Origin of the sequence: Spongiibacter tropicus DSM 19543, assembly GCF_000420325.1 — a bacterium.
Classification (GTDB): domain Bacteria; phylum Pseudomonadota; class Gammaproteobacteria; order Pseudomonadales; family Spongiibacteraceae; genus Spongiibacter; species Spongiibacter tropicus.
In genome coordinates, this window is record NZ_ATUS01000001.1 from 2,046,266 (window position 1) to 2,060,996 (window position 14,731).

15 protein-coding genes are annotated in these 14,731 nt (G+C 58.7%); 7 read left to right on the forward strand and 8 right to left on the reverse strand.

The features are described 5' to 3' along the window. Both G411_RS0109595 and trhP read right to left on the reverse strand, forming a co-directional pair. Nucleotides 1-384, reverse strand: a complete 384-nt coding sequence (locus tag G411_RS0109595) for a hypothetical protein (protein ID WP_022958984.1) — start codon at nt 382-384, stop codon at nt 1-3. Nucleotides 385-418: 34 nt separating this feature from the next. Further along, entirely contained in the window at nt 419-1,741 is a 1,323-nt protein-coding gene (gene trhP / locus G411_RS0109600) for a prephenate-dependent tRNA uridine(34) hydroxylase TrhP (RefSeq protein WP_022958985.1), read from the reverse strand. A 204-nt stretch (nt 1,742-1,945) separates the two neighbouring features. Between trhP and G411_RS22335 the strand changes: the two genes are divergently transcribed. After that, entirely contained in the window at nt 1,946-3,451 is a 1,506-nt protein-coding gene (locus G411_RS22335) for an OmpA family protein (protein ID WP_022958986.1), read from the forward strand. Between the two features lie 72 nt (nt 3,452-3,523). Here the strand turns inward: G411_RS22335 and G411_RS0109610 are convergent, their stop codons facing one another. Further along, nucleotides 3,524-4,114: a DUF938 domain-containing protein gene (locus G411_RS0109610; RefSeq protein WP_022958987.1), complete on the reverse strand. Its 591-nt coding sequence runs from the start codon at nt 4,112-4,114 to the stop codon at nt 3,524-3,526. A gap of 97 nt (nt 4,115-4,211) precedes the next feature. Here G411_RS0109610 and G411_RS0109615 point away from each other — a divergent pair, with 97 nt between their 5' ends. Continuing rightward, entirely contained in the window at nt 4,212-4,670 is a 459-nt protein-coding gene (locus G411_RS0109615) for an EVE domain-containing protein (protein ID WP_022958988.1), read from the forward strand. A 3-nt stretch (nt 4,671-4,673) separates the two neighbouring features. On the opposite strand, the gene yaaA is transcribed toward G411_RS0109615, so the two are convergent. Further along, entirely contained in the window at nt 4,674-5,447 is a 774-nt protein-coding gene (yaaA, locus tag G411_RS0109620) for a peroxide stress protein YaaA (RefSeq protein ID WP_022958989.1), read from the reverse strand. Nucleotides 5,448-5,478: 31 nt separating this feature from the next. Then, on the reverse strand, nt 5,479-5,976 hold the full coding sequence (locus G411_RS0109625; protein WP_022958990.1) for a DUF4265 domain-containing protein: 498 nt from the start codon (nt 5,974-5,976) through the stop codon (nt 5,479-5,481). A 126-nt stretch (nt 5,977-6,102) separates the two neighbouring features. Here G411_RS0109625 and G411_RS0109630 point away from each other — a divergent pair, with 126 nt between their 5' ends. From G411_RS0109630 to G411_RS0109645, 4 genes are all read left to right on the forward strand, one after another. After that, a complete protein-coding gene (locus tag G411_RS0109630; RefSeq protein WP_022958991.1) occupies nt 6,103-6,618 on the forward strand; it encodes a TRAP transporter small permease subunit in 516 nt (171 codons plus the stop codon). Then, nucleotides 6,608-7,978, forward strand: coding sequence for a TRAP transporter large permease (locus G411_RS0109635; RefSeq protein ID WP_022958992.1), 1,371 nt, complete (start codon nt 6,608-6,610; stop codon nt 7,976-7,978). The genes G411_RS0109630 and G411_RS0109635 overlap by 11 nt, the downstream gene beginning before the upstream one ends. 78 nt (nt 7,979-8,056) lie before the next feature. Further along, complete coding sequence (locus G411_RS0109640) at nt 8,057-8,446, forward strand: acyl-CoA thioesterase (protein WP_028968315.1); 390 nt, start codon at nt 8,057-8,059, stop codon at nt 8,444-8,446. 37 nt (nt 8,447-8,483) lie between these two features. Then, nucleotides 8,484-9,335, forward strand: a complete 852-nt coding sequence (locus G411_RS0109645; RefSeq protein WP_022958994.1) for an SDR family oxidoreductase — start codon at nt 8,484-8,486, stop codon at nt 9,333-9,335. A gap of 7 nt (nt 9,336-9,342) precedes the next feature. On the opposite strand, the gene G411_RS0109650 is transcribed toward G411_RS0109645, so the two are convergent. Genes G411_RS0109650 through G411_RS19995 form a run of 3 tightly spaced genes read right to left on the reverse strand, consistent with a single transcriptional unit; the run spans nt 9,343 to nt 12,065 of the window. Further along, complete coding sequence (locus G411_RS0109650; RefSeq protein WP_022958995.1) at nt 9,343-10,542, reverse strand: CaiB/BaiF CoA transferase family protein; 1,200 nt, start codon at nt 10,540-10,542, stop codon at nt 9,343-9,345. Between the two features lie 33 nt (nt 10,543-10,575). Further along, nucleotides 10,576-11,337, reverse strand: coding sequence for an SDR family oxidoreductase (locus G411_RS0109655; protein ID WP_022958996.1), 762 nt, complete (start codon nt 11,335-11,337; stop codon nt 10,576-10,578). Beyond that, entirely contained in the window at nt 11,334-12,065 is a 732-nt protein-coding gene (locus G411_RS19995) for a glutathione S-transferase N-terminal domain-containing protein (RefSeq protein ID WP_022958997.1), read from the reverse strand. The genes G411_RS0109655 and G411_RS19995 overlap by 4 nt, the downstream gene beginning before the upstream one ends. A 260-nt stretch (nt 12,066-12,325) precedes the next feature. Between G411_RS19995 and G411_RS20000 the strand changes: the two genes are divergently transcribed. Beyond that, nucleotides 12,326-14,659 carry a TonB-dependent receptor gene (locus G411_RS20000; RefSeq protein WP_169530659.1) on the forward strand — a complete coding sequence of 778 codons (2,334 nt, stop codon included), beginning with the start codon at nt 12,326-12,328 and terminating at the stop codon, nt 14,657-14,659. Nucleotides 14,660-14,731 lie beyond the last annotated feature (72 nt).

Genomic DNA, 14,731 nt, shown 5'->3' on the forward strand with positions numbered 1-14,731 from the left:
TCATTGCTGGGCTTTTTTCAGGCCGCGCTCCACCACTAGCAGACAACCGATGGGCAGCACATAGCTGGTGAGGATCTGGGTGAGCATCAGGATTTCGGTGCTGCTCCACTGGGCGTCACTGCCGTACCAAAAAATGGCGAGCGGCAGCAGCACAAAGGCCAGTGTGGGCAGAATGCGCCAGAGGTTGTAGGCAAAGCTGCCCGCGTCCTCGCGATCGGCGCGGCGGTAGCAGTAAAAGGTCAGGCCGACACCGACCAGCCCCAGTGCGATGGCATAGCCATTGCCGACCAGGCTGGCCAGAAGTTGCAGGGCGGCGGCGAAGATCAGACTCAGCAAACTGACATTGATCAGGCCGCGCATCAGGCGCAATTTGCGTCGCTCCATACAGCAATCTCCAAGTCAATCATTGGGCTACAGCCTAGCAGCCTGTGCTGTGAATATCCTTTACCAGCAGCCCAAAACGCAAGGCTTGCTCATCCAGCGCTTCACCCATGGGCAGTCGCACCCGATGGCCGGATCCCGGCGCCACCTCGATGGCCTTGCCGTTTTTATCCAGCAGGCTGCCCAACTGGAAGCGGCGATTGCCCGAGGGGCTCATCAGCAGGAGCTCGTCGCCCAAGGCGAAGCGATTCTTCACGTCCAGCACCAGATCATCACCGGCAACATCGACCACTTCCGCCACAAACTGCTGGCGCTGTGCGGGATTGCTGCCCTGCTCGTAGCTCTGGTATTCCTTGGGTGGATGACGGCGGTAAAACCCCTCGGTGTAACCGCGGTTGGCCAGGGTTTCCAGCTCGTCCATCAGGCCCATGTCGAAGGGCTTGCCGGCAACCGCGTCGTCGATCGCGCGACGGTAGACCTGTGCGGTGCGCGCCACGTAGTAATGCGATTTGGTGCGCCCTTCGATTTTCAGTGAGTGAATGCCCATTTCCTGCAGGCGCTGTACATGTTGTACGGCGCGCAGGTCTTTTGAGTTCATGATGTAGGTGCCGTGCTCGTCTTCATAGGCGGGCATGTACTCGCCCGGTCGCTGCGCCTGTTGCAGCAGCACGGGGCCCGGCTCGGCGGCGGGTTCCGGTTCGAAGCTCTGCACGGCGATCAGGTCGCCGGTATCATCCTCTTTGGCCTCGTGGGCCTGGTACTCCCAGCGGCAGGCATTGGTGCAGGCGCCCTGGTTGGGGTCGCGGTGATTCATGTAGCCCGACAGCAGGCAGCGGCCGGAATAAGCTATACACAGTGCGCCGTGAACGAAGACTTCCAGTTCCATCTCCGGGACCCGCTGGCGGATTTCTTCAATCTCGTCCAGTGACAGTTCCCGAGACAGGATGACCCGGCGTATGCCGTTCTGATACCAGAACTTTACCGTCGCCCAGTTGACCGCGTTGGCCTGCACAGAAAGATGAATTGGCAGATCGGGCCAGCGCTCGCGCACCAGCATCATCAGGCCGGGATCGGCCATAATCAGGGCGTCGGGGCCGAGTTCAACAACGGGCTCAAGGTCGCGAATGTAGCTGCGCACCTTGTTATTGTGCGGCGACACATTCGAGGCCAGATAAAACTGTTTGCCCAGTGCATGGGCTTCGTTGATGCCCGTGGCCAGGATTTCCAGGTCTTTGAACTCGTTGTTGCGCACCCGCAGGCTGTAGCGGGGCTGGCCTGCGTAGACCGCGTCGGCGCCATAGGCAAAGGCGTAACGCATATTGCGCAGGCTGCCAGCGGGGGAAAGCAATTCGCTTGGCATGGTGGGTAGCCCTCCGATAAAACAGGGCGCTATGGTAACGCAGTGCCCCTGCCTGCGGCCTGAATTTTGTGGTGCTGGCACAAAAGTTGTTGGATATTTACTAAGCTAGTGACTCTTATCGCTAAAATTGCGCCGTAATATCGGTTAGTATCGAGTGCATTCAGATATTGTCTGGAATAAATAACTCAGAACTGGGGGATTGCTATGAGCAAGCAATGGATGAAGTCTGCTCTGGCGGCGGGCGTGCTGGTCGCGTCTACTGTTGGTGCAGCGAATGCTGAAGAAGAAAGTGGCTTCTACATTGGCGGCCACACTAAATATACCGACGTTTTTGACGCTGACGGTACCCTGAGAACCGATGCACCAACACCAAGTGCTTTCGAGCAATTTCTGATTGATCTGGGTCTGATGGCTCAGCCGGTCGGCACGTCCACCGAACTCGATACCGAGTACGATCGCGACTTCGGCTACGGCGCCAGCTTCGGTTACAAGTTCTCTAACCCGCTGCGTCTTGAGCTGGAATACCACGTTGGCGAAAACGACATCAAAGGCAGCAACTCCTCGCTGGAAGTTGAGTCGCTGATGGGTAACCTGTGGTATGACTTCCGTGCCGGTGAGCGCCTGCGCCCCTACGTGGGTGGCGGTCTGGGTATGGCGACCATGGATCTGGACGGCGTTGAAGATGACGTGATGATCGGCCAGCTGGGTGCGGGTGTGAACTACAACCTGACGCCGCGTCTGGTACTGGATGCCGGTTACCGTTACGCCGTATCAGAAGACCCCACTTTTGATGCGGGCAGTTCCACCCTGGAAACCGAATACGAGTCACAGAGCCTGTTGCTGGGTCTGCGCTACAACTTCTTCGACGCGAAATACGGCGTTCAGGATGCAGATGGCGACGGTGTTGCCGATGAAGCGGATCAGTGCCCCGGCACACCCCGCGGTGTACAGGTGGACAGCGTAGGTTGCCCGCTGGACGGTGACAAAGACGGCGTTGCTGATTACCTCGACAAGTGCCCCAACACCCCTGCTGGCGAAGAAGTTGACGCACAGGGCTGTTCACTGGATGGCGATGGCGACGGCGTAGTTGATGCCGACGACATGTGTCCTGACACACCGGCTGGCACCGAGGTCATGTCTAACGGCTGTGGCGGTGAGCAATCTGTCGTACTGCGCGGCGTTAACTTCGAGCTGAATAGCGCACAACTGACCGTGAATGCGGAAACCATTCTCGACGGTGTTGCGGCGACGCTGAGCAGCTCACCGGGCTTCAATGTTGAGCTGCAAGGCCACACTGACAGCATGGGTAGCGACAGCTACAACATGAACCTGTCGCAGAACCGCGCCAAGTCAGTGAAAAACTACCTGGTTAATCAGGGCGTTGAAAGTGGTCGCCTGACCGCACGTGGCTACGGTGAAGAGCAGCCTATCGCCAGCAACGACACCGCTGAAGGCCGTGCGGAAAATCGCCGCGTTGAGCTGAAAGTGCTGGGCGAGCAGGACGTGATGGTGGATGAGGTTTACATGCCCGCCACTGAAGAGCCGATGGAAGAAGAGTCTTCTGTAGTCGATGCGCAGGTTGAAGACTATGAGCCTGCTGCTGACCTTGAAGAAGAGGAAAGCGTAGAAGAGAGCTACGAGTACGATTACGATCCCGCTGCTGAGATCGAGGAAGAAGAGTACGAGTACGACTACGAATACGAGCCCTGATCGGCATCGTTCAGTAGGAAAGTAGCTAAAACCGCGGCCCAGTGCCGCGGTTTTTTTTGCCTGCTGATTGCGTCAGCGCTGCCAGATTAACAGGCGGTTGTTGGCGGGCAGTGCGTGGTCGTGTTGCAGTGTGAAACCTGCCGCCGAGGCCAGGGCATCGACGGCTTCGATATCGCGGATGCCGCTGAGCGGGTCGCGCTGTTTCAGAAAGGCGTCGAACTCGGCGTTACTCGGCGAGGTAAAGGCGCCGTTGTAATTGAACGGACCATAGATACACAGCCACTCCAGCGAGGGCTGCTCATCGCGGAGGCGTGCAAAGAAACGCTCCACCGATGTCCAGCTCATAATATGCAGCGTGTTGGCTGAGTACAGCGCTTTGAACTGACCCTCGGGCCAGGGCAGGGCGTTGACCTCAAAGGGCAGAGGCGCGGGCAGATTGTCCAGTGAAGCCTCGTCAATCCATAGCCGCGCGCCGGGCAGATATTCCGGCTGGTCGCAACTCTGCCAGCGCAGCCAGGGCATGTGCTCGGCAAAAAATACGGCGTGTTGACCGGTGCCGCAGCCGACTTCCAGTACGCTGTCCACCTGCTTCATCACGGGTAGCAGTCCGTCCAGAATGGGACGCTTGTTGTTTTCACAGGCTTGGGAAAACGGTTTTTCCATGGGGTATCCTCGTTTATGCCATGAGGCTTTTCGTAGACGCTGCTCGCGGCGGCCCGATACACTTTTGCGGGCACAGTGTCGGTAAGGGGAGAACAGGATGCAATACTGGTTGATGAAGTCTGAGCCGGATACCTTCGGTATTGACGATCTGGCAGCGCGACCCAAGGCCACGGAGCACTGGGACGGTGTGCGCAATTATCAGGCGCGCAATATGATGCGTGACCAGATGAAGGTGGGCGATCAGGTGCTGTTCTATCATTCCGCCTGCAAAACGCCGGGAGTGGCGGGGATTGCCGAGGTGGTGCGTGAGGGCTATCCGGATTTCACTGCTCGTGATCCCGAATCGAAGTACTACGATCCCAAGGCCAGCGAGGACAACCCCCGCTGGTATATGGTGGACGTGCGTTTTGTGCGCAAGCTCGAGCGGCTGATCCCGCTCAGCGAATTGAAAGCCAATCCGCAGTTGGAGGATATGCCGCTGCTGAAGCGCGGCAACCGCCTGTCGATCATGCCGGTCGACCCGCAGCACTGGCAGCAGATCCTGGCGATGGAATAAGCCTCAGGCGGGCTCGTCGCGCAGGAAGACCCACTCGCTGTCGCTGGACTCTTCAGGGCTGAAGTAATAACCGTCCACGTCGAAGGTTTTGAGCTGTTCGGCGTCGGTAATACGGTTTTTGATGATGTAAGCGCTCATCAGTCCCCGCGCTTTTTTGGCGTAAAAACTGATGATTTTGTATTTGCCGTTTTTAAAGTCTTTGAATACCGGGGTGACCATCTCGGCATTCAGCGCCTTTGGCTTCACGGCGCCAAAGTACTCGTTGGAGGCCAGGTTCACCACCAGCGGCCCGGCTTCTTTAAGCTGGGCATTGATCGCCTCGGTAATGTCATTGCCCCAGAATTCGTAGAGGTTTTTGCCGCGGGCATTGGCAAACTTGGTACCCATTTCCAAGCGGTAGGGCTGAATCAGGTCGAGGGGGCGCAACAGGCCATACAGACCGGACAGAATACGCAGATGCTGCTGGGCAAAGGCCAGGTCATCGTCGCTCATGCTGTCGGCGTCGAGGCCGGTATACACATCACCGCGAAAGGCCAGTACCGCCTGCTTGGCGTTGTCGGGAGCGAAGGGCGTCTGCCAGTCGGCAAAGCGCTGGTAATTCAGCGTGCCGAGTTTGTCGCTGATTTTCATCAGCGCCGAAATATCCTGCGGGGCAAGTGCGCGCAGTTCTTTGATGAGCACCTTGGATTCGTCCAGAAAATCCGGCTGGCTGTACTGCGCGGTGTGCGCGGGGGTGTCGAAATCCAGCGTTTTCGCCGGTGAAATCAGCATCAGCATTGCATCGTGTCCTGTGTAATCGTCGCGCGGTTCAGGCGTTGACCATGTCCTGCCACCAGTTCAGTGGTTCACCCTGATCGTCGTAAACATTGCCGTATAGCCACTTGGCTTCGCCGCGAGCAATCAGTTTGTCGAACAGTTTTTCCACGGTCAGAAACCCTACGCCGAAATACAGGCTGTAGACCAGTGCGCGCTCATTGCTGACATCCAGGCTGCCGCCTAGCTTTTCCACTTCGGCGGTGAGCTGTTCTTCCAGTGCGCTGTTGGCTTCGCGCAGAAAGACGCGCAGACAGAGGTTGCCGCTGCGCTCCACTACTTGAAAGCGCCCTCTTGCATCCGGGTTCAGGGCAATGCGGTCCAGTGCGGCCACGCCGCGCACAAACAGCGGCGACTTCAGCAGACGGTACTCGCCTTCTTTGTCACAGGGCGTCGCCAGGCACTGCTCGAAGACGGGCTGTTGATTGGCCGGGTGAATGCCGGCGAACAGTTCGAGTCGGGTTTCTTTGTCGGCGAAGGTCGCGTCAGTCATACGAGGGGGAATCCGGCCATAAAAGCGCCTAATGATACCGTGTTTAGCGGTGTGACGCATGGCGACGGCCCGCTTGCTGCGACTATAATGGAGCGCTTTGACGTCGACCCGAGCACGCCAACAATAATGAAAGTGACACTACAACTGATCGACGCCTTTACCGAGGCACTGGGCCGCGCACTGGCCTGGTGTGTGCCATTGATGGTGCTGATTACCGCTGCCGTTGTGGTAATGCGTTATGGCTTCGGCCAGGGCCTGACCGCCTTGCAGGAATCGGTAAGCTACTTCCACGGTACGGTATTTATGCTCGGCGCGGCCTACGCACTGAAACACGGTGCCCATGTGCGCGTGGATATCTTTTATCAGCGATTTTCGTCCCGCCAGCGGGCCTGGGTCGACAGCTTGGGAACACTGCTGTTTCTGCTCCCGCTCTGTGGGTTGATTCTGATCACCAGCTGGGAATTCAGCGCCAAGGCTTGGGAGATTCGCGAAAGCTCGGTGGAGCCGGGCGGCATCCCGGCGGTGTTTCTACTGAAGAGCCTGATTCCACTGATGGCCATAAACCTGGCTTTACAAGGCGTCGCCGAACTGCTGCGCAATGCGCTGGTGCTGATCAACGGGGAGGCCGATCATGCCCGTTGAGCTGTTGCCACTGCTGATGTTCGTGGTGATTTGTCTGGTGTTGATGCTGGGCTATCCGGTGGCTTTCAGTCTGGCCGGGGTGGCGATGATTTTCGCCGGTATCGGTATCAGCATCGGCCACTTTGATCCGAGTTTTCTTGCCGCCTTACCCAATCGCCTGTTTGGCACCATTAACAATATTACTCTGCTGGCGGTGCCGCTGTTTGTGATGATGGGCGTGCTGTTGGAGAAAAGCCGTCTCGCTGAAGAATTGCTGGACAGCATGGCGTCGCTGTTTGGACGCCTGCGCGGGGGCCTGGGAATTTCCGTGGTGGTGGTGGGCATGTTGCTGGCGGCCAGCACCGGCATTGTCGGGGCCACGGTGGTCACCATGGGCCTGCTGTCGCTGCCGTCCATGCTGAAGCGCGGCTACGATCCGGCGCTGGCGACCGGCACGATCTGCGCAACGGGCACCCTCGGCCAGATCATCCCGCCGTCGATTGCCCTGGTGCTGTTGGGCGATACGCTGTCCAGCGCTTACCAGCAGGCGCAGTTGGAGATGGGAGTGTTCAGCCCCAAAACGCTGTCGGTTGGCGACCTGTTTATCGGCGCGCTGGTTCCGGGGCTGTTGCTGGTGGGTTTGTATATGGCCTATGTCTTGGGCGTCGCGCTGTTGCAGCCGCACCGTGCGCCCCCGGCGGACGATCTGAAGGCACCCTCGCTGGGCCATTTACTGCACGGCCTGCTGCCGCCGGTGATGCTGATCGCCGCAGTGCTGGGTTCAATTTTACTCGGGGCCGCGACGCCCACCGAGGCGGCCGGTGTCGGGGCGCTGGGCGCGGCGCTGCTGGCGTTTCTGCGCGGCCGTCTTAGCCTGAGTCTGCTCGGTGACGTGTCCCGTGAGACGATGAAAGTCACCTGCATGGTGTTCATGATTCTGATCGGTGCGGCGGTATTCTCATTGGTTTTCAGGGGGTTTGGCGGTGACGAGCTGATCCACGAAGCCTTCCACGGTATGCCCGGTGGCGTGGTGGCGGCGACAGCCGTGGTCATGCTGGTGATCTTCCTGCTCGGTTTTATTCTCGACTTTATCGAAATCACCTTTGTGGTGGTGCCGATCGTCGGGCCGATTCTGTTGATGATGGGTGTCGACCCCATCTGGCTGGGTATTATGATTGCCATCAATCTGCAGACCTCATTTCTGACGCCGCCGTTTGGTTTTTCTCTGTTCTATTTGCGGGGGGTTGCCCCGGCGTCGGTGGCGACCAGCGATATCTATCGCGGGGTTGCCCCCTTTGTTGTCATGCAGCTGTTTGTGCTGGCCTTGCTGGCGATGTGGCCCGAGTTGGCGACGTGGTTGCCAGCCTGGATACGCAGCTGAGAAATTAGATTGACATTACTAGGGCGCATCCGTTAACTGGGCCCTCAATAATGACCATTAATGCAGGAAGAAGCTTTTATGCGTGACATTGATGACGTGCCGGCCCCCAATGGCGACCTGGCGCTGCAAGTCATAGCGATGCCCGCCGATACCAATGCTGACGGTGATATCTACGGCGGCTGGCTGATGTCGCAGATGGATCTGGCTGGTGGGATTACCGCTGGTCGCCGCGCCGGTGGCCGTATTGCCACGGTGGCCGTTGCCGGAATGGCGTTTCTGACGCCGGTCAATGTTGGCGCGGTTGTCAGTTGTTATACCGAAATTCTGGAAGTCGGCCGCAGCTCCATTCGCGTAAACGTTGAGGTGTGGACCACAGAATACGACGACGAAGAGCCGGTAAAAGTTACCGAAGGCGAATTCGTGTTTGTTGCCATTGATGATAACGGGCGGACTCGCGCAGTTGATTAAGCGTTAGCCCCGACCCGTTGTAAACGGGAGAATAATAATGATGCAGGGCAAAGTGTGTTTGATTACCGGCGCGACCAACGGCATTGGTCGCGCTACGGCGAAAGCGTTGGTAGAACAGGGCGCCGAACTGTTTATCGTCTGTCGCAACCGCGACAAAGGCGAGGCGCTGCTGGCCGAGCTGCGAGCCCTTCGCGCCGATGCGGCACTGACGCTGTTAATTGCTGATCTGGGAAAGATGGCGGATATTCGCCGTGCGGCCCAGGAGTTTCTGGATACCGGGAAACCGCTGCACTTGCTGCTGAACAATGCCGGTGTGGTCAACACCGAGCGCAAGCTCAGCGCCGACGGCATTGAAGAAACCTTTGCGGTCAATCACCTGGCCTACTTCCTGATGACTGAACTGCTGCGCCAGCGGCTGATTGACAGCGCGCCGTCACGCATTGTCTCGGTGGCGTCCGAGGCCCACGCCTTCGCCAAGGGGGTGCAGTTCGACGACCCGGAGTTCGCCAACCACCCCTATAAAACCTTCAAGGTCTACGGGCACTCCAAGCTCTGCAATATTCTGTGGACCCGCGAGCTGGCCAAACAACTGGCGGGTACCGGGGTCACCGTAAACTGTGTGCATCCCGGCGCGGTGAGCACCGGCCTCGGTCAGCAGGATGGCGGGTTGATGGCCAGAACGGTGTCGCTGATTCTCAAGCCCTTCTTTCGCTCTCCTGACAAAGGTGCCAGTACCTCGATCTATGTGGCGACGTCGCCCGGTCTGGAAGGCGTGACCGGCGAGTATTTTGCCGACTGCAAGCCCAAGCGCATCAAGCCCTGGGGTAAGGATGACGCCGCCGCTGAAAAGCTCTGGCAGCTCAGCGAAGACTATGTGCGCCGTGCCTGACGGCTAACTACACAATCACGCCCGCCGTTCGCAGGCGGGCCACTTCCTGTTCATCCAACCTCAGAACCTCCGTCAGCACGGCATCACTGTCCTGTCCCAGCACGGGGGCGGGGTGGTAGTGCTCGGGGCGGCTGCGCGACAGTTTAATGGGGCAGCCCGGCCCTTCGACGCTGTCGCCGGAGGGGTGTTGCAGTGGCACCACCATTTGTCGATGGCGAAGTTGGCGATCGTTTAATGCATCGGAGAAACGGTTCACCGGCGCCGAGGGAATACGGTATTTCTCCAACTCGGCCAGCCAGTGGGCGCGGGTATTGCTCTTGAAGATATTGGCGAGCGTTGCGTCGATAAAGGCCTTGTCGGCCAGACGCCCCGGTTGGGTATCGTATTCCGGTTTGTCGAGGGCGGGGCAGTTGAGCATCGCTTTGAGGTTCTGCCAGAAGCCGTCGGTCAGCACGCACAGCACGATGTGGCCGTCGCTGACGGGATAGCTGTTGTAGGGCACATGTACAAAGTGGCTGTTACCGATGGGCTCGGGGTCTTCGCCCGACATGCTGTACATGGTCGCCATGTAGTTGAGCAGCGACACCTGTGCATCGAGCATGGAAATATCCACATGCTGGCCGACCCCGGAGCGCTGTCGTTCGATCACCGCAGACAGAATCCCCATGACCGCGAACATGCCGCCGCCCAGGTCGCCGATGGGAATCCCGGCGCGCATCGGCTGGCTGGCATCGGTGCCGGTAATCGACATGCCGCCGCCGTAGGCCTGGGCCACCTGATCGAAGGCAGGGCGATTGGCGCCGGGGCCATCTTCGCCAAAGCCGGTGACGGAACAGGTAATAATGCGGGGGTTGATCTCGCTCAGGTGGGGGTAATCGATCTTCAGCTTGGCGGGCACCCCGGCAGCAAAATTGTTCACCACAATATCGGCCTCTTTCACCAGCGAATAGAACAGCGCCAGACCGTCCTCGCTTTTCAGGTCGATGGCGACGCTCTTCTTGTTGCGGTTGAGGGTAATGAAATACGCCCCCATGCCGTGTAGCGAGTGCTTGGGGTCGGTGGCCAGCAGCTTGCGGGTGCCCTCACCTTGAAGGGGCTCAATCTTGATCGTCTCGGCGCCCAGGTCGGCCAGCGTCATCGTGCAGAACGGGCCGGAGAGCATGTGGGTCAGGTCGAGGACGCGAAGTCCTGTCAGCGCGCCAGTCATGGCTGTCTTCCTCTATCAAATACGGTTGCGGTGCTAGCGGCTGGCCAGTATGCCGCCATCCAGTGCCAGAGTGCGTCCTGTCATATAGTCCGAAGCCGTCGAGGCCAAATAAATCGCCGTACCGGCAATATCTTCGAGCCTGCCCATGCGCCCGGCGGGAATCTCCGCCACCATCGCCTGTTCATCCAGCGGCGCGGTCATGGCGCTGGGAAAATAGCCGGGAGCAATGGCGTTCACTTTGATGTGGTCGGCCTGCAAGTCTGCGGCGAGCTGGCGGGTTAACGCGATGACAGCCGCTTTACTGGCGGAGTACGAGTAGGTGTTCAGCGGCGAGTGCATCAGTGCGTAGACGGAGGAAATATTGATGATGCTGGCGTAGGCCTCGGGCCGGGCAGCGCGACGCAGTAACGGCAGCAACTGCTGGCTGAGAAAGAACAGGGATTTGAGATTCAGGTTCATCACCTTGTCCCAGCCAGACTCCGGGAACTGATCCAGTGGCGCTCCCCAGCTCGCTCCGGCATTGTTGATCAGCACGTCCAGTGTGTCGGTGTGCTGGGTCACGGCGTCGACCAGCGCCTGTACGCCTGCGGTGGTAGACATGTCCGCAATCAGGCTGCGACAGTCGCCCAGTTTCGCGAGCCGTGCGCGGCACTCCTCCAGCTCGCGGGCCTTGCGGGCGCTGATAAATACCGTCGCGCCGCTGCGCACAAAGCCTTCCGCCAGCATCGCACCGATGCCCCGCGAACCGCCGGTGATCAATACGGTTTTGCCGGCCACAGAAAACAGTGATTTCATGACTGCGCCTCCCGACGGTCGCGATACTGTTCCTCTCCGAAGGAATAGGACCAGGTGGTTTCGTCGAGCTCCATAAAGAAATTCGGCGGCAGTTCGTAGACCCAGCCATTGATCACATCCTTGCCGCGCTCAAAGGCGGGGCGTGCAGCAAGCTGCGCAAACCAGCGGGCGAGATGAGGAAAGCGCGGGGCCAGTTCAATGCCGATCAGCGGCAGTGCGCGCAACCAGGGCCACAGGGCAATGTCCGCAATGGAAAATGCCCCGGCGATGTATTCCTGCTCGGCCAGTTGTGTATCCAGTACCCGGCATTGGCGCAGGGTTTCCTGCAGATAGCGCTGTTGCGCATAGTCCTGTTTTACCCTTGCGTAGCGCACGTAGTGATGGGCCTGTCCCTGCAATGGACCGACGGCCGACATCTGGAACATCAGCCACTGCAATTGTGCATAGCGTTCGGGGCCGCTGGCGGCCAGCAGTCGGCCGGTTTTTTCGGCGAGGTAAATCAGGATGGCGCCGGTTTCAAAGACGGTGATTGGCTCATTACCGCTCGCGGGCTGCGGATCACGCAGTACTGGCAGTTTATTGTTGGGGTTGAGCGCCAGCAGTTCAGGACTGAATTGCTCCCCCTTGCTGATATCGTATTCGATAATACGATAGGGCAGCGCCAGTTCTTCCAGCGCAATCGAAATTTTGTGACCGTTGGGGGTTGGCACAGTATGCAGTTCCAGCACCTTGGCATCCTCTTGTTATTTGTCAACAATATTGACAGTAATGGCGTTAGACTGTCCAGCATCCGTGCCACGAATTTATTTTTGCGGGCAGTTGACCCGCTTTGATAAAGCCGTTAATAATGTAAATAAAGTTGACATAATATCCGGTCCGTCACGGCCTTGCCGACGGGCTGCCACATAATAAAAACAGATGGATGCTTATGTTCAAAAGTGGTGGGTTTGGGTGGCGCGCCGCAGCGCCGCTGACAGCAGTTTTGTCCGTGGGATTGGCATCGTCGCCGCTGAATGCGGCGGACGCCGCGATGCCGCGCATGATTGAAGAGGTGCTGGTCAGTGCCCAGAAAGTTAAGCAGTCCTCGCAGGATGTGCCGATCTCGCTGACGGCGGTCAGCGGTGAATTCATGAAGTCGGTAGGTGCCGTCAAGTTGCAGGATCTGGCGCCTTATATTCCCAATGTGCGCTTTTCTTCCGACACCGATCCGGCGCTCACCCAGATTAATATTCGTGGCTTTGGCTCCAACCCCCTAAACGCGGCCTTTGAAAGTTCAGTCGGCTTTGTGCAGGACGAGGTGTTCTACAATCGCCCTTCCTATTTCAGTGAGGCCATGTTTGATATCGCCCGCGTCGAGGTGCTGCGCGGCCCGCAGGGCACGCTGTTCGGCAAGAATACCGTGGCTGGGGTGTTCAATGTGAGTACCGTTGACCCCGGCCGCGAGCTGGACGGCAAGCTCTCCTATCAGCGCTTTGATACCGATGAGCAGCAGTTAGAGGCGGCGGCGACGGTGCCGATGGGGGAGCGCTTGAGTATGCGTCTGGCGCTGATGGAGCGCGATCGCGACGGTGAGTTGTATAACCAGTTCCTCAACCGTCAAGACGACGAGCACCGTCAGAGTGCCCAGCGTATCAAACTGTTTTTCGACCCCTCTGATCGCCTGCATCTGGCGCTGACCGCATTTCGCTCAGATACCGAGGCGAATTACTGGGGCTTGCAGATTCATCAGCTCGACGAAGATACGCGCACTTTCTTGAGCAATTATGATCCTGAAGTCGAAGATGACCCCTATAACTTTCGTAGTTCGTATAATACCCCTGGCTATGTGAACAAGGATTCGGATGGCGTATCGCTGTTGGCGGAGTGGTCGCTGGGTGAACTGGCCGGGCTGCGCGACACCGTGGTGACCGGTATTGCCGCTACCAGCACGCTGCTGATCGACAGCCTGACCGATCTCGATGCCTCCCCGGCTGACCTCGCCAATCTCGGCGTGGGCTCTGACTACAAACAGGATTCGCTGGAGCTGCGCTTTACGGCGTCTGCCGACAGCCTTTTTGGTTTGGGCGACGACGTCAATCTGGTGGCCGGGCTGTATTACCTCGACTCGCGGTTTGATCAGACCACTCAAATTCGCGCCGGGCGGGATCTGCTTTCCTACCTCACGACCGATGATGCACTGCAGCTAATCAGCGGCAATACTTCAGTGGGCTCCGGCGGTTTATTGGGTGGGTTGAATCTGGCGGGGCTGGGCCTGCTCTCCGGGCTGGGGTCGGCGATTATCGGTGACGACCGCTATATCCTGGACTATGGCCTGGATACCACTGCCTATGCGGCTTTTGCGCAATTCAGTTGGTCGCTCGGCGAGCATTGGGTCATTACCCCGGGCCTGCGTTACAGCCGCGAGCGCAAAACGGCGCTGGCCACCGGCGAGGCAAGCTGCCGCACCGCCGCACTGGGTCTCTGTATTATGGCGACGGCGCTCAGTGCTGAAGACTACCAGGCCGACGATCTGAATCGCCGCGAGAGCGATCTGTCGCCGAAACTGTCGGTGCAGTATTACCTCAATGAACAGAGCAATCTGTTTGCCAGTATTGCCCGTGGCTACAAGAGCGGTGGCTTCAACGCCTCCTCCTTCGGCGGTGAAGACCTCAACTTTGAGCCCGAGGAAGCGCGCACGGTGGAAGCGGGTTTCAAAGGCACCTTCTTTAGCAGCAGTCTGCAAGTAAATGCGACGGTGTACCGGACGGAATTCGAAAACCTGCAGGTGCTGGCCTTTAACGGCGCGTTCTTCGATGTGAAAAACGCCGCCACCGCGATTTCCGACGGCGTGGAAATGGACTTCACCTGGCTGACGCCGCTCCCCATCCTGCGGATTAATGGTTCGCTGGGCCTGCTTGATGCCCGCTATGACAGCTATCCGGCTGCGCCAGCACCGATCAACAATGGCGTGGATGCCCAGCAGGATCTCAGCGGCCGCCGTATATCCTTTGCTCCCAAGCAGACCGCCAGCCTGACACCGACCCTGGAGTTTCCACTGTTTGGCCTGGCGGTCAGTGCGGCGGTCGATGTGCTCTATCAGGGCGATCAGTACACCGACGGCGACCTCGATCCCGTGAGCTTTTCGCCGGGCTATACCACCTATTCCGCGCGTTTGAGCCTGGCCTCGCCGGATATGCGCTGGGCTCTGACGCTCGGTGGCAGCAACCTCAGCGATGAGGAAGTGCTTGGGCAGGTGCTGGACACGGTGTTCTTCCCCGGCACCTACAACAGCCGTCAAAAGTCGGGTCGCAAGCTGTTTGCCGCCTTGAATCTGCAGTGGTGAGCGAGCGAGCTTTTCCGCAAAGGTGAGCGTGGGGGGCGGAAAGTGCTAGGCTAGCTGTCCAATAATCAGAAG